The organism is Brevibacterium daeguense, assembly GCF_021729135.1.
Taxonomy (GTDB): domain Bacteria; phylum Actinomycetota; class Actinomycetes; order Actinomycetales; family Brevibacteriaceae; genus Brevibacterium; species Brevibacterium daeguense.
The window spans coordinates 197,059-219,008 of the sequence record NZ_JAJTWW010000003.1 but is presented as its reverse complement, the minus strand read 5'-3'; the positions used below and the strand labels follow the sequence as shown (position 1 = coordinate 219,008).

20 protein-coding genes are annotated in these 21,950 nt (G+C 67.7%); 12 read left to right on the top strand and 8 right to left on the bottom strand.

Going from position 1 to position 21,950, the window contains the following annotated elements; all coding sequences use genetic code 11:
• The first annotated feature begins 65 nt into the window (after positions 1 to 65).
• The 3 genes from LXN01_RS04655 (at position 66) to LXN01_RS04645 (ending at position 4,917) form a co-directional block, all read left to right on the top strand.
• Complete coding sequence (locus tag LXN01_RS04655; RefSeq protein ID WP_236863403.1) at positions 66 to 3,467, top strand: pyruvate carboxylase; 3,402 nt, start codon at positions 66 to 68, stop codon at positions 3,465 to 3,467.
• On the top strand, positions 3,460 to 3,951 hold the full coding sequence (def, locus tag LXN01_RS04650) for a peptide deformylase (RefSeq protein ID WP_236863402.1): 492 nt from the start codon (positions 3,460 to 3,462) through the stop codon (positions 3,949 to 3,951). Before LXN01_RS04655 ends, def begins: the two co-directional genes overlap by 8 nt.
• Positions 3,952 to 4,059: 108 nt before the next feature.
• Positions 4,060 to 4,917 (top strand): 3-hydroxybutyryl-CoA dehydrogenase, encoded by an 858-nt coding sequence (locus LXN01_RS04645; protein WP_236863401.1) that lies wholly within the window; start codon positions 4,060 to 4,062, stop codon positions 4,915 to 4,917.
• A gap of 88 nt (positions 4,918 to 5,005) precedes the next feature.
• Here LXN01_RS04645 and LXN01_RS04640 read toward each other — a convergent pair whose 3' ends face one another.
• Entirely contained in the window at positions 5,006 to 6,283 is a 1,278-nt protein-coding gene (locus LXN01_RS04640) for an aspartate aminotransferase type Ic (RefSeq protein ID WP_236863400.1), read from the bottom strand.
• A 143-nt stretch (positions 6,284 to 6,426) separates the two neighbouring features.
• Here LXN01_RS04640 and LXN01_RS04635 point away from each other — a divergent pair, with 143 nt between their 5' ends.
• Positions 6,427 to 7,185: a class I SAM-dependent methyltransferase gene (locus LXN01_RS04635; RefSeq protein ID WP_236863399.1), complete on the top strand. Its 759-nt coding sequence runs from the start codon at positions 6,427 to 6,429 to the stop codon at positions 7,183 to 7,185.
• Between the two features lie 69 nt (positions 7,186 to 7,254).
• Positions 7,255 to 8,226 (top strand): quinone oxidoreductase family protein, encoded by a 972-nt coding sequence (locus tag LXN01_RS04630; RefSeq protein WP_236863398.1) that lies wholly within the window; start codon positions 7,255 to 7,257, stop codon positions 8,224 to 8,226.
• A 155-nt stretch (positions 8,227 to 8,381) separates the two neighbouring features.
• On the opposite strand, the gene LXN01_RS04625 is transcribed toward LXN01_RS04630, so the two are convergent.
• Complete coding sequence (locus tag LXN01_RS04625) at positions 8,382 to 8,864, bottom strand: Hsp20/alpha crystallin family protein (protein WP_236863397.1); 483 nt, start codon at positions 8,862 to 8,864, stop codon at positions 8,382 to 8,384.
• Between the two features lie 180 nt (positions 8,865 to 9,044).
• Here LXN01_RS04625 and LXN01_RS04620 point away from each other — a divergent pair, with 180 nt between their 5' ends.
• Positions 9,045 to 9,977: an AEC family transporter gene (locus LXN01_RS04620; RefSeq protein ID WP_236863396.1), complete on the top strand. Its 933-nt coding sequence runs from the start codon at positions 9,045 to 9,047 to the stop codon at positions 9,975 to 9,977.
• Between the two features lie 7 nt (positions 9,978 to 9,984).
• On the opposite strand, the gene LXN01_RS04615 is transcribed toward LXN01_RS04620, so the two are convergent.
• Positions 9,985 to 11,520: an Hsp70 family protein gene (locus LXN01_RS04615; RefSeq protein WP_236863395.1), complete on the bottom strand. Its 1,536-nt coding sequence runs from the start codon at positions 11,518 to 11,520 to the stop codon at positions 9,985 to 9,987.
• Between the two features lie 95 nt (positions 11,521 to 11,615).
• Here LXN01_RS04615 and LXN01_RS04610 point away from each other — a divergent pair, with 95 nt between their 5' ends.
• Entirely contained in the window at positions 11,616 to 12,347 is a 732-nt protein-coding gene (locus LXN01_RS04610; RefSeq protein ID WP_336885228.1) for a DsbA family oxidoreductase, read from the top strand.
• A 121-nt stretch (positions 12,348 to 12,468) separates the two neighbouring features.
• Positions 12,469 to 12,609 (top strand): hypothetical protein, encoded by a 141-nt coding sequence (locus tag LXN01_RS04605; protein WP_236863394.1) that lies wholly within the window; start codon positions 12,469 to 12,471, stop codon positions 12,607 to 12,609.
• Positions 12,610 to 12,986: 377 nt separating this feature from the next.
• Here LXN01_RS04605 and LXN01_RS16095 read toward each other — a convergent pair whose 3' ends face one another.
• Together LXN01_RS16095 and LXN01_RS04590 are read right to left on the bottom strand one after the other, a co-directional pair.
• Positions 12,987 to 13,610 carry a transglycosylase family protein gene (locus LXN01_RS16095; protein WP_336885227.1) on the bottom strand — a complete coding sequence of 208 codons (624 nt, stop codon included), beginning with the start codon at positions 13,608 to 13,610 and terminating at the stop codon, positions 12,987 to 12,989.
• Between the two features lie 301 nt (positions 13,611 to 13,911).
• Entirely contained in the window at positions 13,912 to 16,299 is a 2,388-nt protein-coding gene (locus LXN01_RS04590; protein ID WP_236863393.1) for an ATP-binding cassette domain-containing protein, read from the bottom strand.
• Between the two features lie 96 nt (positions 16,300 to 16,395).
• Between LXN01_RS04590 and LXN01_RS04585 the strand changes: the two genes are divergently transcribed.
• On the top strand, positions 16,396 to 16,908 hold the full coding sequence (locus tag LXN01_RS04585; RefSeq protein WP_236863392.1) for a ferritin: 513 nt from the start codon (positions 16,396 to 16,398) through the stop codon (positions 16,906 to 16,908).
• A gap of 99 nt (positions 16,909 to 17,007) precedes the next feature.
• Here LXN01_RS04585 and LXN01_RS04580 read toward each other — a convergent pair whose 3' ends face one another.
• Positions 17,008 to 17,466, bottom strand: coding sequence for a hypothetical protein (locus tag LXN01_RS04580; protein WP_236863391.1), 459 nt, complete (start codon positions 17,464 to 17,466; stop codon positions 17,008 to 17,010).
• Between the two features lie 104 nt (positions 17,467 to 17,570).
• On the opposite strand from LXN01_RS04580, the gene LXN01_RS04575 reads away from it, so the two are divergent.
• Together LXN01_RS04575 and LXN01_RS04570 are read left to right on the top strand one after the other, a co-directional pair.
• Positions 17,571 to 18,311 carry a glycerophosphodiester phosphodiesterase family protein gene (locus LXN01_RS04575; protein ID WP_236863390.1) on the top strand — a complete coding sequence of 247 codons (741 nt, stop codon included), beginning with the start codon at positions 17,571 to 17,573 and terminating at the stop codon, positions 18,309 to 18,311.
• 50 nt (positions 18,312 to 18,361) lie between these two features.
• Positions 18,362 to 18,703, top strand: a complete 342-nt coding sequence (locus LXN01_RS04570; RefSeq protein ID WP_236863389.1) for an RNA polymerase-binding protein RbpA — start codon at positions 18,362 to 18,364, stop codon at positions 18,701 to 18,703.
• Positions 18,704 to 18,834: 131 nt separating this feature from the next.
• On the opposite strand, the gene LXN01_RS04565 is transcribed toward LXN01_RS04570, so the two are convergent.
• Together LXN01_RS04565 and LXN01_RS04560 are read right to left on the bottom strand one after the other, a co-directional pair.
• On the bottom strand, positions 18,835 to 19,572 hold the full coding sequence (locus LXN01_RS04565) for a polyprenol monophosphomannose synthase (protein WP_236863388.1): 738 nt from the start codon (positions 19,570 to 19,572) through the stop codon (positions 18,835 to 18,837).
• Positions 19,573 to 19,960: 388 nt separating this feature from the next.
• Complete coding sequence (locus tag LXN01_RS04560) at positions 19,961 to 20,941, bottom strand: metal-dependent hydrolase (RefSeq protein WP_236863387.1); 981 nt, start codon at positions 20,939 to 20,941, stop codon at positions 19,961 to 19,963.
• 60 nt (positions 20,942 to 21,001) lie between these two features.
• Between LXN01_RS04560 and LXN01_RS16295 the strand changes: the two genes are divergently transcribed.
• Complete coding sequence (locus LXN01_RS16295; RefSeq protein ID WP_236863386.1) at positions 21,002 to 21,919, top strand: 5'-3' exonuclease; 918 nt, start codon at positions 21,002 to 21,004, stop codon at positions 21,917 to 21,919.
• Positions 21,920 to 21,950: the final 31 nt, after the last annotated feature.

Below are 21,950 nucleotides of genomic sequence, written 5' to 3'. Positions count from 1 at the left end.
GTGAACCCTGACAATGGACCCCACGCCGATCACACGTCGGCGTCGAGATGAAGCGAGCAACACAGATGTTCTCAAAAGTCCTCGTGGCCAACCGCGGAGAAATCGCTGTCCGCGCCTTTCGCGCCGCCTATGAACTAGGCGCATCGACCGTTGCAGTGTTCCCCTACGAGGACCGCAACTCCGAACACCGGCTCAAGGCGGATGAGGCCTACCAGATCGGCACGAAAGGGCACCCGGTCAGGGCGTACCTCGACGTCGAGGAGATCATCCGGGTCGCGCTGGAGTCGGGTGCGGACGCGATCTACCCGGGCTACGGCTTCCTCTCCGAGAATCCGGATCTGGCTCGCGCCTGCGCCGACAACGGGATCACCTTCATCGGGCCGCAGGCTGACGTGCTGGAGATGGCCGGCAACAAGGTGCATGCACTGGAGGCCGCGCGCAAGGCCGGGATCCCGACCCTGGCCTCGACACGGCCGTCGGCTGATCTCGACCAGCTTCTGGCCGACGCCGAGACCATGGAGTATCCGCTGTTCGTCAAGGCCGTCGCCGGTGGCGGCGGGCGCGGAATGCGCCGCGTCGGCAGCAAGACCGAGCTCGTCGAGGCGCTCAAGGCTGCGATGCGCGAGGCGGAGGGCGCTTTCGGCGATCCGACCGTGTTCATCGAGCAGGCTGTCCAGCGTCCGCGCCACATCGAGGTCCAGGTGCTGGCCGACAACGGCTCCAACGCGGTCCATCTCTTCGAGCGCGATTGCTCGATCCAGCGGCGCCACCAGAAGGTCATCGAGATCGCTCCGGCACCTCACCTGGATCCCGAGATCGCCGAGGCGCTGCGCAACGACGCCCTGAAGTTCGCCACGGCGCTGCAGTATCAGAACGCCGGTACCGTCGAGTTCCTGCTGGAGACGGCGGGCCCGCGCGCCGGCCAGCACGCTTTCATCGAGATGAACCCCCGCATCCAGGTCGAGCACACCGTCACCGAGGAGATCACCGACGTCGATCTCGTGCAGGCCCAGATGCGGATCGCCTCGGGGGAGTCCCTTGCCGACCTGGAACTGAGCCAGGACACCATCGCGATCAAGGGCGCGGCGCTGCAGTGCCGCATCACGACCGAGGATCCCGCCAACTCGTTCCGGCCCGACACCGGCATCATCACCGCCTACCGGTCGGCCGGCGGCGCCGGCGTCCGCCTCGACGGCGGCACGGTTCACGCGGGAGCAGAGGTGTCTGCGCACTTCGACTCGATGCTCGTCAAGTGCACGACCCGCGGTCGCGACTTCGAGCAGGCGGTCAACCGTGCTCGCCGGGCACTGGCCGAGTTCCGGATCCGGGGCGTGGCGACGAACATCGGGTTCCTCCGCGCTGTGCTCGACGACCCCGCCTTCATCCGTGGTGATATCGCCACCACCTTCATCGAGGAGCGCCCGCACCTGCTCGCCGCCAAGGTGGGCGCCGACCGCGGTTCGAAGCTGCTCGAGTTCCTCGCCGACGTCACGGTGAACCAGCCCCATGGCACATCGCCGGTCGCGCTGCATCCGCGCGAGAAGCTGCCGGAGCTCGATGCCCACGGCGAATCGCCGGCCGGTTCGCGGCAGCAGCTGCACGAGCTGGGCCCTGCCGGGTTCGCGCGGTCGCTGCGCGAGCGCACTGCGCTCGCGGTCACCGACACCACCTTCCGCGATGCGCATCAGTCGCTGCTGGCCACCCGCGTCCGCGCCAAGGATCTCCTCGCAGTCGCCCCGCACGTCGCCCGCCTGACGCCGGAGCTGCTGAGCGTCGAGTGCTGGGGCGGCGCCACCTATGACGTCGCGCTCCGGTTCCTCGGCGAGGATCCGTGGGAGCGGCTCGGCAAGCTGCGCGAGGCGATCCCGAACATCAACCTGCAGATGCTGCTGCGCGGCCGCAACACGGTCGGCTACACCCCGTATCCCACCGAGGTGACGGACGCCTTCGTCGACGAGGCCACGCGGGTCGGGGTCGACATCTTCCGCATCTTCGATGCGCTCAACGACGTCGAGCAGATGCGTCCGGCCATCGAGTCCGTGCTCGCCACCGACTCCGCCGTCGCCGAGGTCGCCTTGTGCTACACCTCCGACCTCAATGATCCGAACGAGGAGCTGTACACGCTCGACTACTACCTCGGCCTGGCAGAGAAGATCGTCGAGGCCGGCGCCCACGTGCTCGCAATCAAGGACATGGCCGGCCTGCTGCGCCCGGCGGCCGCGACCAAGCTGGTGACGGCGCTGCGCAGCAGCTTCGACCTGCCGGTCCACGTGCACACCCATGACACCGCGGGCGGGCAGCTCGCCACCCTGCTGGCCGCCTCGGCTGCAGGAGCGGACGCCGTCGACGTCGCCAGCGCCTCGATGGCCGGCACCACGAGCCAGCCCGCGATGTCGGCGCTGGTCGCGGCGCTGGAGCACACCGAGCGCGACACCGGCCTGTGCCTCCGGAACGTCTCCGATCTGGAGCCGTACTGGGAGGCAGTGCGCAACGTCTACCGGCCCTTCGAATCCGGACTGCCCGGACCGACCGGTCGCGTGTACCGCCACGAGATCCCGGGAGGCCAGCTGTCGAACCTCCGGCAGCAGGCGGTAGCGCTCGGGCTGGGGGAGAAGTTCGAGGAGATCGAGGCCATGTACGAGGCTGCCGACGACATCCTCGGCCACCTCGTCAAGGTGACGCCCTCGTCCAAGGTCGTCGGCGACCTGGCTCTCCATCTCGTCGCGGTGGGCGCCGACCCGCAGGAGTTCGCGGAGAACCCGCAGAAGTTCGACATCCCCGACTCGGTGATCGGCTTCCTCAACGGTGACCTGGGCGACCCACCGGCCGGCTGGCCCGAGCCGTTCCGCAGCCGCGCGCTGCAGGGCCGCAAGTACACCGCTCCGGTCGAGCACCTGGCCGAGCACGACTCCGAGCTGATCCGCGAACCCGGACGGGTTCGGCAGGAGACTCTGAACCGATTGCTCTTCGACGCCCCGACCCGCGAGTTCAACCACATGCGGGAGACCTACGGCGACCTGTCCGTGCTCGAAACTCCCGACTACCTGTACGGGTTGCGCGAAGGCGAAGAGCACGCCATCGAGATCGAGAAGGGCAAGGAGCTGCTGGTCGGTCTCCAGGCAGTCGGGCCGGCGGACGAGCGGGGAATGCGGACCGTCATGTGCACGCTCAACGGCCAGCTGCGGCCCGTCTCCGTGCGCGACCGGTCGGTCGACGTCGACGTCATCAACGCAGAGCGGGCCGATCAGGCGAATCCCGGCCATGTCGCCTGCCCGTTCGCCGGCGTCGTGACGATGCAGGTCAAGGCCGGAGACCAGGTCAAGGTCGGCGACACCGTCGCGACCATCGAGGCGATGAAGATGGAAGCGGCCATCACCGCCACCATCGAGGGCACGATCTCCCGTGTCGCGATCGGGGCCGTGCAGCAGCTCGAGGGCGGCGACCTCGTCGCAGTGATCGATGCCTGAGAGGCAGATCCGCCTCTTCGGCGACCCGGTGCTGAAGACGGTGACCGAGCCGGTCACCGTCTTCGACGGCAAGCTCAAGGACCTCGTGCGCGATCTCCTCGACACGACGAACATGGAGGGTCGGGCCGGTGTCGCGGCCAATCAGATCGGCTCGACCCGCCGCGTGTTCGGCTACCACGTCGAGGGGCAGCTCGGGTACGTCATCAATCCCACCGTCGTCGAGACGGGTGGAGAGCTGCGCGAGATCGGCGAGGGTTGCCTCTCGGTTCCGGGGCTGTCCTTCCCGACCCCGCGCTGGGAGCGCGCCGTCGTCAGGGGCGTGGACTGGGACAACAATCCGATCGTCGTCGAAGGCGAAGGGCTGATGGCACAGATGCTGCAGCACGAAGTCGACCACCTGGACGGCTTCGTCTATCTCGATCGGCTGAGCAGGGTGCATCGCCGCACGGCGCTGCGGGCCGTGCGCGAGTCCGACTGGTTCTGACTCAGCAGTCGCGGCATCAGCGCCACGACTGCGCAGCCACGACTGCGCAATCACGACTGCGCAATCACGACTGCGCAGTCACGACAACAACGACTCCGAGGAGTACACATGACAATCGAACGTGCAGGTGTGATCGGGTGCGGTCTGATGGGCTCGGGCATCGCCGAGGTGCTGGCCCGCAAGGGTCTGAATGTCGTGGTGCGCGACATCAGCGAGGATACGGTGGCTGCCGGCAGGCAGCGCGTGGAGCAGTCCTTCGCGAAGGGAGTGGAGCGCGGCAAGATGACAGCGTCCGAGCGTGATGAGGCGCTCGGCCGGATCGAGTTCACCACGGATCTCGGTCGGATGGCCGACCGGCAGCTGGTCATCGAGGCGGCCAGCGAGAACGAGGAGATCAAGAAGAAGCTCTTCGGCGAGCTCGATTCGATCGTGACCGACGAGAGCGCCATCCTGGCATCGAACACCTCGTCGATGCCGATCGTCCGCTTTGCCCAGGCGACGAGCAGGCCCGAGCGGGTCGTGGGAATGCACTTCTTCAATCCGGCTCCCGTCCAGCCGCTCGTCGAGATCATCCCCTCGCTGCTGACGGATCCGTCGGTGGCCGACGAGGTCGACGCATTCGCCACCGAAGTCCTGGGCAAGGTCACGATTCGATCGGATGATCGTCCGGGCTTCATCGTCAACGCCCTTCTCATCCCGTTCCTGTTCTCGGCCATCCGCATGCTCGAGGCCGGTCACGCCACCAAGGAGGCGATCGACACCGGCATGGTCAACGGCTGCGCCCATCCGATGGGGCCGATCCGCCTCGCCGACCGCGTGGGTCTGGACACCTGCTTGTACGTGGGCCAGAGCATCTACGAGGAGACCGGGGATCCCGCGAACAAGCCCCCGCTGCTGCTGAGCAGGATGGTCGACGCCGGTCGGCTCGGAGTGAAATCCGGACGCGGGTTCTACGACTACAGCTGAGGCGCCACTGGGTGGTGCCCGCGGGCACCACCGAAACACAGTAGCCCGGGACCTCACGGTCCCGGGCTACTGTGCTCTGCCCTTTCGATCAGTCCTCGGCGAGTAGCTTCTCCAGAGCGGCGAGGCGCACGCAGGCTGCCAGCCCCTCCGCCGCTGCCGAGACGTCCTCCAGCGACGGCATGGTCGGCGCGATCCGGATGACGGCATTGTCCGGATCCAGGCCGTAGGGGTGGGTGGCGCCGGCGGGAGTGAGCTTGACTCCCGCCTCGGCGGCGAGCTTGACGACCCGGTCGGCGGTCCCGGGCAGCACCGTGAGCGTGATGAAGTAGCCGCCGTCCGGGTTCGTCCAGCCGGCGATGCCGGAGCCGGCCAGCTGAGCCTCCAGCGTGGAGATCACGGCATCGAACTTCGGACGGATCAGCTCCGCGTGCTTGGCCATGTGCGCGACCACTCCGGCGGCGTCGCCGAAGAATCGCAGGTGGCGCAGCTGGTTGATCTTGTCGGGACCGATCGACCCCGCACCGAGATGCTTGAGGAACCAGGAGATGTTCTCCGGCGAGGCCGCGATGAAGGACACCCCCGCCCCGGCATGGGTGATCTTCGAGGTGGAGGCGAACTGCAGCACTCGGTTGGGATTGCCGGCCTCCTCCGCGAGGGCCAGCACGTCGAGCATCTGCCCGTGGGGCTCGCGCAGATGGTGGAGGCCGTAGGCGTTGTCCCACAGCACTCGGAAGTCCGGAGCTGCGGTCGGCATGTCGAGCAGCAGCCGCGCTCGCTCCTCGCTGATGGTGGCGCCGGTGGGATTCGAGTACATCGGCACGACCCAGATGCCCTTGATGGTCGGGTCGGTGGCGACGAGCTCGCGGACCGCACTGACGTCCGGACCCTCATCGTCCATCGGCACTGTGATGAGCTCGAAGCCGAGTTCCTCGGCGAGCGCGAAGTGCCGATCGTAGCCGGGCACGGGGCACACGATGCGCCTTGAATGCGTCGCCCACGGAGTATCGAGCTCGGGTGTGCCGTGCAGCAGCGCGAAGGTCAGTGCCTGCTGCATCAACGTCAGCGAGGCGTTGCCCTGAGCGAGGATCTGGTCGACGGGAACTCGGAACAGCTCACCGAAGATCTCCCGGAGCTCCCTCAGCCCCTCGAGCCCGCCGTAGTTGCGGACGTCGACGCCGGACGGGGAGATGCAGTCGTCATTCGTGACCGCAGTGAGCAGATCGGCCGACAGATCCAGCTGCTCGGGCGATGGCTTCCCGCGGGTGATGTCCAGCAGGAGGCCTCGGTTGGCGAATTTCGCATAGGCGTCGCGCGCGTCTGTCAGCTGGGTTTCGAGCTCGGCGGTCGAAAGGTCTTTCAGTGCCACAGAAGTCACCCTTTCCGGGAGAAGCAAGGTCACACTTATCCTAGTGGCGTGATGCCCTCCCTCCCACAGCAGCGGCCGCTCCACCGCGCGCGGCGCTGGTCCGACAACGCAGGCTCGTCCGACACGGTCTGGTCGACGGCCGCATGACCGGACCGCGCATCCACCCTGACTCCCGGCGGCACCACGGCCGCCGATTCGGCGACACCGCCGAGCTGTACGATGCCGTCCGGCCCGGCTATCCCGCCGCGGTGGTCGACGCGATCGTCGCCGACCTTCCCGGCCGGCAGGTGTGCGACCTCGGTGCGGGTACGGGAAAGCTCTCCTCGGCGCTGCTCGAGCGCGGGCTCGATGTCGTCGCGGTCGATCCCGATCCCGCATCGCTGAGCAGGAACCCGGCGAGCTCTGTGCTCGGCTCGGGGGAGCGGATCCCGCTGGGCGATGCCAGCCAGCACGCGATCTTCGTCGCCCAGGCCTGGCACTGGATGGACCCGGCCGACGCCTCGGCGGAGATCGTCCGGGTGCTGCGGCCGGGCGGGCGGCTCTGGATCCTCATCAACCAGCTCGACGTGCGAGTGGACTGGGTGCTGCGGCTGAGTCGGATCATGCACGCCGGTGACGTCTACCGACCCGAGTGGCGACCGATGCTGCCCTCGGCCTTCACGCCGGTGGAGGCGGGGGAGAGGGCATTCTCCGCAGCGGTGACGGTCGAGGACATCGTGGGGCTGGCGGCGACCCGCTCGTACTGGCTGCGCTCCCCAGACCGCATTCGGCAGCGGGTGGAGGCCAACATCCGCTGGTATTTCGAGCACGAGCATCCGGTGGCCGAAGGTGCCGTCATCGACCTTCCCTACCTGTGTCTGCACTATCGAGCGGTTCGTCTCAGCGAGGCTCAGCGCCTCTGACCGTCCTGCGTTTCGTGCGAGGATGAGGGAACCACGATCCAGGAGGTTCGCACCATGCAGGGAGTGCTGTTGACAGAGCACGGCGGGCCCGAGGTGCTCGCCGCCGCGGAGATCCCCGAACCGGAGACCACCGGGAAGGTGCTCGTCGAGCTGCGCACCGCGGGGATCAATCGCCGCGATGCTCTCATCCGCGAGGGCATCGGCCCCGGGTACCGGCCCCGACTTCCCGTCATCCTCGGCTCCGACGGAGCCGGGATCCGGCGCGACACGGGGGAGGAGGTCATCGTCCTGCCCTCGCTGCGGTGGGGAGACTCGCAGCGCTGCGCCTCGGACTCCTTCGCAGTGCTCGGAGGCGGGCCCGACGGGGGGACCTATGCGGAACTGGTGGCGCTGCCGGAGGAGAATCTCTATCCCAAGCCCAAGCACCTGGCATGGGCGGAGGCCGGCGCGCTCTCGCTGTCGGGGCTGACCGCCTACCGAGCACTGTTCACGGTCGGCGATCTGCGCGCAGGTCAGACCGTGGTGATCCTGGGAGCCGGCTCGGGTGTCTCCCTGATCGCGCTGCAGCTGGCGGTCAAGGTCGGAGCACGGGTCGCAGTCACCTCCTCCAGCCAGGACAAGCTGAACCTCGCGCAGGAGCTGGGAGCCGTTGCCGGGGTCGACTACACGCAGCCCGACTGGGAGCTGCACCTGCGCGACGAGATCGGGGAGGCCGACCTCGTGCTCGATTCGGTGGGCTCGACTCTCCAGGAATCGGTCATGCTGCTCAGACCCGGCGGAGCGGTGCTGTCGATGGGCGGAACCGGTGCCGGGGGCATCGTCGACGGCTTCGACATCAGGACCCTCTATCTCAAGCACAAGCGGATCCTCGGCACGGCGATGGGCTCGCCGACCGATTTCGCGGGCTTCCTGGACATGGTCGCGGACGGCGACATCGACCCGGTCATCGACTCCGTCTATCCGCTCGACGAAGTCGCCGAGGCGCATTCACAGCTCGACGCCAATCAGCGCTTCGGGAAGATCGTGCTTTCGACCGCCTGAACCGAGCAGGCGTGGCACGGACAGCGAAGCAGGGGCGCCACCTAGATGGCGCCCCTGCTTCCTGCTCAGACGTGTCCCGGCTGACGCCGACTCCGCGGAGGGCTGCTACGTGGAGGGCTGCTCCGCGAGAGGCGGCGGCTGCGAGAGGCGGCGCGTCAGACCTGCGAACCGGGCTCCTCCGGCGAGTCGACCGAGGAGTCGACGGTCTCGCCGCTTGTCGGTGACTGACCGCTGCTCGTCTGCTTGTGCGACACCGAGATCTTGCGCGGGCGCGCTTCCTCCGCCACTGGGATCCTCAGCTCCAGCACGCCGTCGACGTACTCCGCGCTGATCTGGTCGAGGGCGATCCGGTTGCCGAGAGTGAGCTGCCGGGCGAAGGTCCCGGTGGGACGTTCCCGAGTCAACCACTGAACCTCCTGCGAGGAGGTGGTGGCGGACCGCTCCGCACGAACCGTCAGGGTGCGATCCTCGACGTCGACGTCGATGCTGGCCGGGTCCACACCGGGCATATCGATGCGGGCGACGAACGCCTCGCCCTCACGATGGAGGTCCATGGGGAGGGCCGCGGTGTTCGGAGTGCGAGTCACCTCGGAGAAGAAACGGTCGAGATCGCGGAGGGGGTCGAATCGAGTAGCCATGCTGCTGTCCTTTCGATTGGATGCTGCGGTACATTGAGTCGAACACACTCAAGTCTCAGTATATTCCCCAATCCGGGCTGCGCAATCCTCACCGAGCGAACTCCGAGTGTCTCCGCCGCCACGGCAGGGCGAAGTCGGGCCGCGTTCGGGTGATCCGTCGCGCCTCCTAAGCTGGGAGTCATGGGTTTCTCCGAGATCGGGCTGGCACTGGTGCCGGTCGCCGCGCTTCTGGCCTTCGGCTTCGGGCTCAAGCGCACCCCGCTGTTCAGCAACCAGGACTTCTGGACGGGTGCTGAGCGGCTCGCCTACTTCGTCCTCCTGCCGACGCTGCTGTTCCGGAATGTCGCCACCGTGGATCTGACGCAGATCTCGATCGGCCCACTCGCAGCGGCCCTGGTGCTCCCCACCCTGGCGGTGTCTCTCCTGCTCATCGCGGCGCACAGGGCCACGGCACCGGATGCGCGCGCGTTCACGTCGGTGTTCCAGGGTTCGATCCGCTTCAACACCTACATCGGGCTGTCAGTTGCCGCGACGCTGTTCGGCGAATCCGGCGCGGCGCTGGCCGCGATCGTCGGCGCGATCCTGGTGCCGGTGGTCAACATCGCCTCGGCGCTGGTCTTCGAGTACTTCCTCGTCGACAAGCACTCCTGGTTGGCGCTGCTCAGATCTGTGGTCCTCAATCCACTGGTGCTCGGGTGTGCTGCCGGTGTCGCCTGGAGCCTGGTGGCCGGCGGAATGCCCGAGCTCGCCTCGGGAGTCCTCGATCCGCTGGCGGCGGCAGCGCTGCCGATCGGGCTGCTGTGTGTGGGAGCCGGGCTGCGGCCGATCTCGATCGGCGCTCACGGTCGGGGACTGGCGGTCTCCTCGGCGGTCAAGCTCGTGGTCCTGCCCGCCGTGACCGTGGTCTCGCTGCGGCTGTTCGGGATCACCGGCGAGCCCGCGATGGTCGGGCTGGTATTCCAGTCGATCGCCACTGCCAGCAGTGCGTACGTGATGTCGCGGCAGCTGGGCGGCAACGCCCCGCTGATGGCGGCGATCATCGCCCTGCAGACGCTGGCCTCGCTGGTGCTGCTGCCGCCGGTGCTGGCGATCGGATTCCGGCTCCTCGCCTGAGGCGCGCTCAGCTCTGCGGCGGCTCCCGGCGGGAATCGGACAGCGCGGTGGGGGAGAAGCGCTCGAGGAGTTCGGCCCCGGACTCCTCGTTGCGCAGGGTGACGGCGAAGGAGCCGTCGGGTTCGAGCCGGTAGCTCTCCGTGATCTCGGCTCCCGGTCCGGCCTGCCGCACCGGCGCATCCTGCGCCTCGGCGACTGTCAGGGCGGGATCGAGCGGAAATCGAATCGTGGCCAGGGTCTGATAGGTGCCGATCGGAAAGCCCTGCTCGTCGAGGCGGGAGAATTCCACGAGGCGGTAGACCCCGACGGTGTGCTGGGCGCGATACCGTCGGACGATCGGTGCCGCCAAGGCGGCGGAAGCCGGGGAGTCGGACGGGACGATGACGTCGAAGACGATGTCCGCCCCCGCCGCCTCCTCCCGATAGACGCCGAGGCCGTGCCCCAGGGTCTCCTCGAGGGAGAAGCCGCGGTCGGGATCGAGGGCGATCGCCAGACCGATGGCCGTGGAGGCATGGGGCTGCGGGGCGCGGTGCACCCGCCGGCCGAAGGACTCGCGCAGCGACCGGGCGACGATCGGCAGCCTGCTCGCGCCGCCCACCAGATGCAGACCGGCGACGGAGGAGTCGCGGGACTCGCCGCTGGAGAGCCCGCGCACCAGGGGAGCCGCAGCGGCGAGCGCACGGTCGAGCAGGGGAGCGCAGGCCGCATAGAAGTCGGCGACCTCCAGGGTGTGATCCACGTCGCGCAGGTGGAGCAGCAGCCGCCGGGAGTTGGGGTGGAGCTGCTCCTTTGCCAGCCGAGCGTCCTCGGTCAGACGGTCGAGCTCGGCAGGGGACAGGTCCGCCCGTGCCAGCTCTGCCTGATCCAGGACCAGTTCGACCAGGACATCATCGAAGCAGTCGCCGCCGAGGTGCGGGTCACCGGAAGTCGCACGGACGGAGTGGTGGGTGTCGTCGACATCGATGAGCGAAGCGTCGAACGTGCCGCCGCCGAGGTCGTACACGAGCACCTCGTGCCGGCGCGAGGACAGGGTGCGAGCGTACCGATGGCTGTACTCGAATCCGGCCGCGGAGGGCTCGTGCAGCACACGGCGGACGTCGAAGCCCGCCCCGGTGAAGGCCTCCAGCGTCAGAAACCGTGCGGTGCTCAGCGAGTGGGCGGGAATCGCGACCGCGGCCACCCAGTCGCCGACGAGAGCTTCCGGCAGCGTCGACGACACTGCCAGCAGGCGGCGCACCTCCGTGAGGAACCCGGTGAGCAGATCGACGAGCCGGTACTCCTGCCCGCCGAGCTCGACGACGTCGTCCGGGGCCAACTCGGGCCTGGAGAGCCGGCGTTTGAGGGACCGGAGCACCGGCGCTCCCGCGGCGGCCGCCTCGGCAGCGGAGAATCCGTACACGAGCTCGCCGCCGGCGAGCGCCACGAGGCTGGGGATCCCGTCGAACACGTCGCCGTCGTCGGTCTCGAAGCCGACCACCGGATAGCTTCCGCGGTCGGGAAAGGCGACGACAGTGCGGGTGGTGCCGAAGTCGATTCCGAGCATGGCCAGAAGGTACCGCCCCGACATGTGAGCCAGGTGAACTCCCGATGCACGCAGGGCCGAGCACTGCGCCTAACGGCGAGCACTAGACTGGCTGCATGACTCTGCGCGTAGACATCTGGTCCGATATCGCCTGCCCCTGGTGCCGCATCGGCAAGGCCCGGTTCGACACGGCGCTGGCGGGCTTCGCCCACCGGGACGACGTCGACGTGGTGTGGCACTCCTATGTGCTCGACCCGGATCTCCCGGAGCGCTTCGAGGGCAACGAGATCGACTACCTCTCCGAGCGCAAGGGGATGCCACGCGAGCAGGTGCTGGCGATGACCAGCCATGTCGCCGAGCAGGGCGCAGGGGAGGGGCTCCACTTCGACTTCGCCGCCGTGGTCCCGGCGTCATCACTCAAGGCGCACGCCCTGCTGAAATTCGCGGAGGCGAAGGGCGCCGATGTCGGTGCCCTCGAGGACGCGCTGTTCGAGGCGCACTTCTCAGCCGGTGAAGTCATCTCCGACGAGGATTTCCTGGCTGCGACCGGTGCGGCCGTGGGCTTGGACGCCGACGAGGTGCGCACCGCGCTGACGGACCCGACCGTGGCGCGGGCTGTGCAGGCCGATCGGGACGCCGCTGCCCAGATGGGCATCAGCGGCGTGCCGTTCTTCGTGCTCGACCAGCAGTACGGGATCTCCGGCGCGCAGCCGAGCGAGCTCTTCTCGCAGGCGCTGGAGCAGGTGTGGCAGGAGAACCATGCGGGTCCGAAGCTCAAGACCTTCGCCGGGCAGCAGGACGCCCAGGCGTGTGGTCCGGACGGCTGCGCAGTGCCCGGCTCGGACTGACTCCTCGACGGCCGCCTCGACAGCGGATCAGTCGGACGGCAGGAGTCGGCCCGGCCATCCGACCGGGACCGATTCACTGAGCTAGGATGGCACGGAATGTTCTCTGTGGAAGGTGAAGCCTATGATGATTGACCAGCTGATCTCGTTCCTCATCGTTGCGGGCATGATGTTCGCTCCGGTGCTGGCGATCGTTCTGCTGCCGTCGGCCGACCGCAAGTCGGCCTACACCGAAGAGGAACTCCGGGAGCTGCGGAACTCCTGACATCCCAGCACCAGCTGAGAACCCGTTCTGTCGACACCGGCAGGGCGGGTTCTTCATGTGATCCTTCGCAGCGCGTGATGCTTCGCAGAAAGGCCGGTCGCGCACTCCTAGCGCGGAGGCGGGAGGCTCTCTGAGAAGCGGTGGGCAAGCACGGTTCGGGCCCTTCCTGCCGCTTCCCGCGGTCAAGTTAACATAATGTATATTATCGGCTTTCCTTCGAAGTCTGGTTCTCACCGATCGCCAAGAGCATTCGGGGCTTCGCGGAGACATCTGGCATGACCCGACACGAGTGGCATGCCGGCCGCGCAGCAGGCGTGGAGATGTCGGTGACTCCACGCCTGCTGCGCCTGCAATATCTTGCAGCACTCCCACCGCAGTCAGTTCGGAAGCTTCAGCTCCTGACCGACCGAGATGGTCTCGGGATTGGCCAGTTCGTCCTTGTTGGCCTCGTAGAGGTCCTCCCATTCGATGCCATTGTCGACGGCGATCCGGTACAGAGTGTCACCGGCCTCCACGGTGATCGTGGATGCCGGGTCGGCTGCGGAAATGCCCGAGGCGCCGCTGTCGGCACTGTCGCCCGACTCCGTGCCGTCCGAGCCGCCGATCGCCGCGCCGTCCTCTGATCCGGTCTCGGCACCGGCGCCTTCGGCCGCGCCGTTGTCCTTCGTGAGTCCGGCCTCACCGCTGCACACCGGCCACGCACCCGGACCCTGTCCCTCCAGCGTGTTCTGCGCCACGCGGATCTGCTCCGCCTTGCTGGCTTCGTGCGGCATGCCCTCTCCGCCGAACGCCTCCCAGGTGCTCGGTGAGAACTGGAGCCCGCCGTAGTAGCCGTTGCCGGTGTTGATGCTCCAGTCTCCCCCGGACTCGCACTCGGCGACTCGATCCCAGACCGTCTCCGCCTGTGCCGGGGCTCCGGTGCTCAGCAGGCCGGCCGCCGCCAGTGCGCCGGCGCCGCCGATCAGTCCGAGGGCGCGAAAGCTGGTTCCAACGATGTTCACAGTGAATCTTCTCCTTGGCCGCACACGGCGATGAGACGACTCTGCCGGTCGCGGGCTGAGCGCCCGGACACCTGCCGTCGTGCGCTTCGGTGGGTTGCGTGCGCTGAACGCCGTGTCGCCCCGAGGGCGGCTCCGATCGGCGCAGCGTGTTCTGTCGGTGACAGCGCCGCTGGCAGCGACACCGCCTCACCCGGTACTCCCCGAGCGGGCTGTTATCAAGCCGTTACCGACGGTAACGGAAATGCTTCGATTGCGAAACCGGAGCGACTCCCCCGCGTCTGGGAGTTCGATCAGCGGCCCGTCACTGATGACTGGGCGACTCCGCTCCCACGTAGTCAGCGAGGTGGCGACCGGTGAGCGTGGAACGCTCGGCGACCAGGTCGCCGGGCAGGCCGGCGAACACCACTCGGCCGCCGTCATGCCCGGCTCCCGGTCCCAGATCGATGATCCAGTCGGCATGGGCCATGACTGCCTGGTGGTGCTCGATGACCACTACGGACCTGCCGTCGTCGACGAGTCGGTCCAGCAGCGCCAGCAGCTGCCCGACATCGGCCAGGTGGAGCCCGGCGGTCGGCTCGTCGAGAACGTACATCTCGCCCTTCTCGGCCATCTGCGTGGCAAGCTTGAGCCGCTGGCGCTCTCCCCCGGACAGAGTCGTCAACGGCTGGCCGATCCGCAGATAGCCCAGACCGACGTCCGCCAGGCGTCGGAGGATCCTGTGGGCTGCCGGAATCCGCGACTCCCCAGCGGCGAAGAACTCCCCTGCCTCGGTGACCGACATCTCCAGGACATCGACGATGCTGCGTCCCCCGAAGGTGTACCCGAGAACACTCGGCCGAAATCTGCGACCTTCGCATTCCTCGCAGGGTACGGCCATGTCCGCCATGATGCCCAGGTCGGTGTAGATCACTCCGGCGCCCTTGCACGCCGGACAGGCGCCCTCGGAGTTCGCGCTGAAGAGCGCCGGTTTGACCCCGGTGGCCTTCGCGAAGGCCTTGCGGATCGGATCGAGAAGGCCGGTGTACGTTGCGGGGTTGCTGCGGCGCGAGCCTTTGATCGCGCTCTGGTCGACGACGACGACGCCGTCGCGCCCGGCCATCGAGCTGGTCACGAGCGAGCTCTTCCCCGACCCCGCGACGCCGGTCAGGACGACCAGGACTCCGAGTGGCACATCGACGTCGACCTCGCGCAGATTGTGCAGCGAGGCACCGCGGATCTCGAGGACCCCGGAGGGAGCACGCACGCTGTCCTTGAGCGCTGCGCGGTCGTCAAGACGGCGACCGGTGACGGTGGCGCTGCTGCGCAGCCCGTCGACCGTCCCCTGGAAGCACACCTCTCCCCCGGCCGCGCCCGCGCCCGGGCCCAGGTCGATGACATGATCAGCGATGTCGATCACCTCGGGCTTGTGCTCCACGACCAGCACGGTGTTGCCCTTGTCCCGCAGTTCCAGCAGCAGCTCGTTCATCCGCTCGATGTCGTGCGCGTGCAGGCCCGTGGTGGGTTCGTCGAACACGTACGTGACATCGGTCAGCGACGACCCGAGGTGGCGGATCATCCTGGTTCGCTGCGCCTCGCCACCGGACAGCGTGCCCGCCGGCCGATTCAGGGACAGGTATCCGAGCCCGATCCGCACGAACGAATCGAGCGTGTGCTGCAGGCTGTCCAACAGCGGAGCCACCGCGGGCGCGTCGAGCTCGCGAAGCCAGTCCGCGAGTTCGCTGATCTGCATGGTGGTCAGATCAGCAATGCTCATGCCGCTGATCTTCGAGGATCGGGCGAGGTCGCTGAGCCGGGTTCCTCTGCAGTCCGGGCACACCCGGAACACGATGGCTCGATCGACGAAGGCTCGGATATGGGGCTGCATCGCCTCGCGGTCCTTCGACAGGAACGACTTCCGGATCTTCGGGATGATCCCCTCGTAAGTCAGATTGATCCCGTCGACCTTGATCTTCGTCGGCTCCTTGTACAGCAGATCGTTGAGCTCTTCTTCCGTGAAGTCCCTGATCGGCCTGTTCGGATCAAGGAAGTCGGTGCCGCTGTAGATCCTGCCGTACCACCCCTCCGCACCCCAGCCCGGGATGGTGAAAGGCCCTTCCGACAGCGACTTCGAATCGTCGTAGAGTTGGCTGAGGTCGAAATCACTGACCTCTCCCCTGCCCTCGCAGCGTGGGCACATGCCGCCGACGATCGAGAAGTCCCTGCGCTCCTTGACCTTCCTGCCCGCCTTCTCGAAGGTCACCGCGCCGGCCCCGCTGATCGAGGCGACGTTGAACGAGAATGCCTGCGCGGAGCCGATGTGCGGGTCGCCGAGGCGGCTGAATAGGATGCGCAGCATCGCGTAGGCGTCGGTGGCGGTTCCCACAGTCGACCGCGGGTCAGCGCCCATGCGCTGCTGGTCGACGGTGATGGCGGTCGTGAGGCCGTCGAGGACGTCCACGTCCGGACGGGCCAGTGTCGGCATGAACCCCTGCACGAACGCGCTGTAGGTCTCGTTGATCAGCCGCTGTGACTCGGCGGCGATGGTGTTGAACACCAGCGAGCTCTTGCCCGATCCGGATACGCCTGTGAAGACGGTCAGCCGTCGCTTCGGGATCTCGATGCTGATGCCTCGAAGATTGTTCTCGCGGGCGCCGAGAACGCGGATCGTATCATGGGAGTCGGCTGCCATCGGCCGGTCCGAAGCCTTCATGATCAGCAGTCTAGAGAGTCTGTCGGATTCGCGGCAGGACCACTACAGTCGAAGCAATGCAGCTCAGCCCCTGACGCCCACCCGAGAGGAATTCCGATGCGCTTGTCCCCCACTATGGCCGAGGCGGTCAGCAGGCAGGTGACACTGGAGCTCACTGCCTCCATCGTGTATCTCCAGCTGGCCATCGAGCTGGAGAATCAGGACCTCACCGGGATGGGCACGTGGATGCGCGCCCAGGCCGAGGAGGAGCAGGTCCATGCCGCGAAGTTCATCGCGCACGCGATCGACCGCGGGATCGCTCCCCAGATCGGGAGCATCGACGCGCCGCAGTTCACCGGCAGGTCACCCGTCGAGCTCTTCGAAGCCGCTCTCGCACATGAGGAGAAGGTCTCCGAGGCGATCAGGCAGCTCTACCGCACCGCTCAGGAGGAAAGCGACATCGACATCTTTCCCCTGCTCAACTGGTTCGTCGACGAACAGGTCGAGGAAGAGGCCACCGTCGGCGAGATCGTGGGCCGACTCAAGCTGATCGGCGACGACGGGGCCGGCCTGCTGCGGATGGACAGCCAGCTGGGGTCACGCACCCCGGGGATCGGTGTCGCCGAATAACTCCCTGCGGTCGACGGCCGACGCCCGATCGGGTCGGCAACGGTCGACGAATCGACGATGGCGGCAGCGATATCGCTGCCGCCATCGTCGATTCGGCTGTCAGCGACGCAGCAGTCGGCGCGCCTGGCCGGCGCCCTTCGACACGCCCTCCTGGGCGAATTGGAACGCGCGGTCGATCTTGCCGGCCCGGACTGCGTCGTCGATCCGGTGCCCGATTCCCGCAAGGAGCCCGTTGAGCTTCTCCTCGGTCCAGTCAACCGCTCCACCGGGAGCGGCGGCACGGCCTGCACGTGTGCGCGCACGGTCGCCGAGCCGGGCGCCTTCCGAGCGAGCCCTGTCGGAGTACTCACGGAGCTTGGCCGCGGGCTGGTCGGCGAGATCACCGGCAGTCGTACGTGCTGATTCCGCCCCCGATTGCATCGAGGTCGTGACCGTGTCCTTGATCCTGGTGCCTCCGGCGATCACCTGACCTGCTGCTGACCGGAGCCGGTCCGAGGTGCTCCTGCGCGTCGAGTCGTAGACTTCGGTCGGTTCGATGGGTTCATGCTGCTTCGTCATGGATCAATACTCCCGTCACGGTGTGGTCAGGTCAATCATCCCACGGGTGCTCGCGGCGGAACTTCAGGCAAACTGTCAGAGCCGCCGAGGTTAGGGTGAACACCATGGAGCTGCCGGAGGTCATCGCCCACCGTGGCGGGCTGTGGGAGGACGTCGGCGAGAACACTCTCGAGAGCTTCCGCCGGTCGGCAGATCTCGGCCTCCGCTGGATCGAAACCGACGTCCGCACCTCCCGCGACAACGTGGTCTACGCATGTCACGATGCCGATCTCCGCAGGTTGGCGGGCCGCCCGGAGCGGATCCGAGATCTTCCGGCAGTCGAGATCGATGCGGTCGAGCTGGTGTCCGGAGGTCGCATCCCCCGCCTGTCGACGATCCTCGAGGAGCTGCCGGACACCTGCTTCAACGTGGATGTCAAGAGTGACCGCGCAACGGCTCCGATGGTCCGCCTGGTGCGGCGGATGCAGGTCGGGCCGCGCATTCGACTCGCGTCGTTCTCCACGCGGCGGCTCGCTCGACTGCGATCGGCGCTGCCGGGAGTCCGCAGCTCGGCCGGCACGGCGGAAGTCGCGCAGTTCATGCTCGCAGGCGCCGCGGCCACAGCGCGATTCGACCCCGGTCTCGACAGTTTGCAGGTTCCGCTGCGACGTGGTCCGCTCCCGGTGGTCACGACGCGATTCGTGAGAGGAGCGCACCGGGCGGGGCTGGCCGTTCACGTCTGGACGATCAACGACCCGAGCATCATGCGCGCGCTCGCCGGACTTCACGTCGACGCGATCGTCACCGACTACCCGGAGCTCGCGCAGCGGGCCCTGCGCCGAGTCGGGAATGAACCCGGCGACTAGACTGTTGAACTGATCTGGACCGAGTGTGTACGACCGGAAGGTGAAACAGGATGAGCGAACGCAGTCTGCGCGGGACCCAGTTGGGGTCGCGGAGTCTCGAATCCGATGTCGGAGTCGAGCCGGCTCCCCGGCAGATGGTCGAGTACGCGACCGAAGACGGCCACACGTTCTCGGTGCCGTTCTCCGTCGAAGCCGACGTTCCCGCGACCTGGGACTCCGGCACGCATGGCATCGGCAAGCGCGTCGGCGGCGAAGAGCCCGAGGAGACGCCGGAGAAGCACGTCCGGACACACTGGGACATGCTGCTGGAGCGCCGCTCCTTCGAGGAGCTGCAGGCACTGCTCGATGAGCGTTTGGCGGTTCGTCGCGGGGAGATCCCACCGCAGGTCTGAGCGACGTGCGCACCAGGATCGGCCGGGCCGGCTGCACGGAGGATCCTGGTGCAGGACTCGGACCGGCCGAGAGCAGAGAACCCCGGGAGGAACGAGCGCTTCGAGCTCGCCTCCCGGGGTTCTCTGTGTCGTCAGCCCCGACCGACCAGAGAGCGCACCTGCTGGGCGCGGTGCTCGAGTCCCCAGGACGTGACGCGCATCATCGCCTCCTTGATGATCCGGCCGCTCATCTTCGACTCCCCCAGCTCACGCTCGACGAACGTGATGGGCACCTCCGCAATCGAGAACCCGGCGTCGAGGATCCGCTTCGTCATGTCGATCTGGAAGCAGTATCCGAGCGACTCGATGTCGTCCAGGTCGATGGCGGCCAGAGCTTCCCGCCGGTAGGCCCGGAAGCCCGCGGTGGCGTCCTTGACACCCAGACCCAGCGCGGCGCTGACGTAGACGTTCGCGCCCCTCGACAGCAGATGCCGGTTGCGCGGCCAGTTGACGACTGCCCCGCCGGAGATCCACCGCGAGCCGATGGCGAGGTCGGCGCCCTCCTCGACCGCGGCAAGCAGCTGAGGAAGATCTCGGCCGCGGTGAGAACCGTCCGCATCCATCTCGCAGATGATCGTGTAGTCCCGTCCGAGGGCCCAGCCGAATCCGGCCACGTAGGCCGCGCCGAGCCCGTTCTTCGCTGTGCGGTGGAGCACGAAGACCCGCTCGTCCCGAGCTGCGAGCTCGGCGGCCCACTCCCCGGTTCCGTCCGGCGAGGAATCGTCGACGACGAGGATGTGGGCGTGCGCCGTCCACCGGTGGACGGCTTCGATCGTCTTCGGAAGGGAGTCGCGTTCGTTGTACGTGGGGATGATAACGAGAGTATTCATAGGCACCCGATCAAGCCTAGACGACTCGGTCGCGCCATCGCGGGACCCGGTCCGCGCGATCGACGGCCAACCCCGCAGGCCTCGGCCGGCTGCGTGGACGGCACCCGACAGATAGGCCTGGGACCCGGTGCCGACCGACTTCGGACCGCGAGCTCGAGCTTGCGTTTTCTATTGCCGGCCGGCACCGGATCGCACCCCCGAAGGGATGACTCTTTCGAATGTACCGAAGCACGTACGATCGGCAAAACTCTCCTGACCAGCGCTGACAGTCATCGCTCCAGGTGACGTGGGGCTCGGGGAGCCGCACAGACTGCGGGAAAAATTTCCGAGGCACGGCGTGTCGCCCCGGCATCGGCGGGTCCGCATCAACCCGGGAGCGAATCCCGAGTCAGCCCGAGCTCACCTGCGTCGGCACCCGGCGCCCCCGGACCCAGACCGCCCGCAGGCGCGGGAGCGCCTCGGCACCCGAGAGGTCGGGCAGCCCGGGTGTACCGGACCTCGGATCCGTGCTCCACGAGGCGACCCGCGAATCGGCCGCCTGCACCACGAGGTCGTCGACCTCCCAGCGAACGCCAGTGGCGACAGCGCCCGGAGCCAGCACTCCTGCCTCGAAGCGGCCGACGGCGCGGAAGCCGAACCGGGTGGCGCAGTTGAAGGCCGCCCGTGCCGAGATCCCGTCCGACACGGAGTAGACGGCAGCGGCCAGCGATCTCCACGGCTGGACGGGGTCGAGGGCGAAGCTCAGCTGTGCGCCGGCGGCCAGCAGCGCAGCCAGGGGCTGATCGTGCTGCAGGGGGTCCAGCGTCACGGCCAGACCGCAGCGGGACAGCGGTTCTACTGCCGCCTCCGGCAGGGGAATCGACAGGAGGACTCGGAAGCCGTAGCGCTGTGCGTGGGTGCGCAGCTCGTCGTCCTTCACCATCAGCAGCACCGCGTCGAGGTCCGCCTGGGAATCAACGAGGGCGAACTGCTGATGGTCCGGAAGCGCTCCCCGCGCCAGGTCGGATCCGGGAAAGGCCCCAGTGGCGTCAGTACGGCCCAGAGGGTAGGCGACGATGTCGAGCTCGGTCGGAGCTGCGGCCGCGAAATTCTCCACGGTGCTCGATTCCCCGATGAGGTGGGCAGAGGTGATGCCGGCAGCGAGCAGGTCAGCCGGCGAAACCTCGGCGGAGCGCAGGTCCACTGCCGCGGATACGAGACCCGGCGTCACGAAGTCCTGCTCCAGATCGACGTGCTCGCCCTCGAATTCGCCGGCCGCTTCGTCCGAGCCGACCCACGTGACGGTCTCGCCCTCGAACGCGATCGCGGTCGCGAAGGGATCCGCGCTGCTGTATACATCACCGTTGTGCAGAACTGTCCTTGAAATCACGACGACATTGTTTCACGCCGTTCCCGCCCTCGTGTCCGTGGCCCGGGATAGGGTGAGCGCGTGAACCGACCACTCGTCGCCCTCGACACTCCGACGCTCTACTACCGCTCGTACCACGCGCTGCCGGACTCCATCACGAATTCGGCTGGGATGCCGGTCAACGCGGTGCGCGGTGTCCTGGACACCGTTGCCGCGCTCGTCACAGCCGTCGGCACACCCCGGGTCGTCGCAGCGATGGATGCGGACTGGAGACCGGCCTTCCGCACTGCGGTGGCGCCGGAGTACAAAGCCCAGCGGGTCAAGGACGAGCAGGCGGGCACGGAGATGCCGGAGGATCTGGCCGTGCAGCTGCCGCTGCTCAACGAGCTGCTCGCCGCGGCCGGCATCCCGATCGCCGAGGTGCCGGGCACGGAAGCGGATGATGTCATCGCCTCGATCACGGCCCAGACGTCGGATTCGGTGATCGTCGTCTCCTCCGACCGGGACCTGCTCGCCCTGCTCCGGCCGGATCGGGATGTCGCGATCATGCGGCCGCGCAAGGGCGGGGAGTGGGAGACCCTCCGCCTTCCCGAGCTGCAGGAGCTCTACGGCGTCGCCGAGGGATCCCAGTACCGACAGCTCGCGGCCTTGCGCGGAGACCCGGCTGACGGGCTGGCGGGTGTTCCCGGCATCGGGGAGAAGACGGCGGCCAAGCTGCTCGGCGGCTACGGCACCCTGGAGGATCTCTTCGCGGCCGCCGGCGCCGGCGCCGAGGGCCACGGGCTTTCGGAGAAGCGTCGGACAGCGCTGCTGCACGCCCGGGATGCCGTCGAGCGGAATCATCGAGTGATGACGTGCCTGGAGGACCTGGAGGTCGCGGATTTCATCGCCGCCGCCGGCTCTCAAGCGGACACCGCCCAGGTGGCCGCGCTCGCTGCTGAGCATTCCGTCGAGCGCAGCGCTCAGCACCTGCTCTCGGCCTTGGAAGCCGTGCGATGACCCCGACAGCCTCGGAGCTCATTCCCCCGCT

Bases quoted from the DNA above. Each gene is read 5' to 3' on its own strand.
- LXN01_RS04655 (WP_236863403.1), top strand. From the start codon at position 66: ATGTTCTCAAAAGTCCTCGTGGCCAACCGCGGAGAAATCGCTGTCCGC.
- def (WP_236863402.1), top strand. From the start codon at position 3,460: ATGCCTGAGAGGCAGATCCGCCTCTTCGGCGACCCGGTGCTGAAGACG.
- LXN01_RS04645 (WP_236863401.1), top strand. From the start codon at position 4,060: ATGACAATCGAACGTGCAGGTGTGATCGGGTGCGGTCTGATGGGCTCG.
- LXN01_RS04635 (WP_236863399.1), top strand. From the start codon at position 6,427: ATGACCGGACCGCGCATCCACCCTGACTCCCGGCGGCACCACGGCCGC.
- LXN01_RS04625 (WP_236863397.1), bottom strand. From the start codon at position 8,864: ATGGCTACTCGATTCGACCCCCTCCGCGATCTCGACCGTTTCTTCTCC.
- LXN01_RS04620 (WP_236863396.1), top strand. From the start codon at position 9,045: ATGGGTTTCTCCGAGATCGGGCTGGCACTGGTGCCGGTCGCCGCGCTT.
- LXN01_RS04615 (WP_236863395.1), bottom strand. From the start codon at position 11,520: ATGCTCGGAATCGACTTCGGCACCACCCGCACTGTCGTCGCCTTTCCC.
- LXN01_RS04610 (WP_336885228.1), top strand. From the start codon at position 11,616: ATGACTCTGCGCGTAGACATCTGGTCCGATATCGCCTGCCCCTGGTGC.
- LXN01_RS04605 (WP_236863394.1), top strand. From the start codon at position 12,469: ATGATGATTGACCAGCTGATCTCGTTCCTCATCGTTGCGGGCATGATG.
- LXN01_RS04590 (WP_236863393.1), bottom strand. From the start codon at position 16,299: ATGAAGGCTTCGGACCGGCCGATGGCAGCCGACTCCCATGATACGATC.
- LXN01_RS04585 (WP_236863392.1), top strand. From the start codon at position 16,396: ATGCGCTTGTCCCCCACTATGGCCGAGGCGGTCAGCAGGCAGGTGACA.
- LXN01_RS04580 (WP_236863391.1), bottom strand. From the start codon at position 17,466: ATGACGAAGCAGCATGAACCCATCGAACCGACCGAAGTCTACGACTCG.
- LXN01_RS04575 (WP_236863390.1), top strand. From the start codon at position 17,571: ATGGAGCTGCCGGAGGTCATCGCCCACCGTGGCGGGCTGTGGGAGGAC.
- LXN01_RS04570 (WP_236863389.1), top strand. From the start codon at position 18,362: ATGAGCGAACGCAGTCTGCGCGGGACCCAGTTGGGGTCGCGGAGTCTC.
- LXN01_RS04565 (WP_236863388.1), bottom strand. From the start codon at position 19,572: ATGAATACTCTCGTTATCATCCCCACGTACAACGAACGCGACTCCCTT.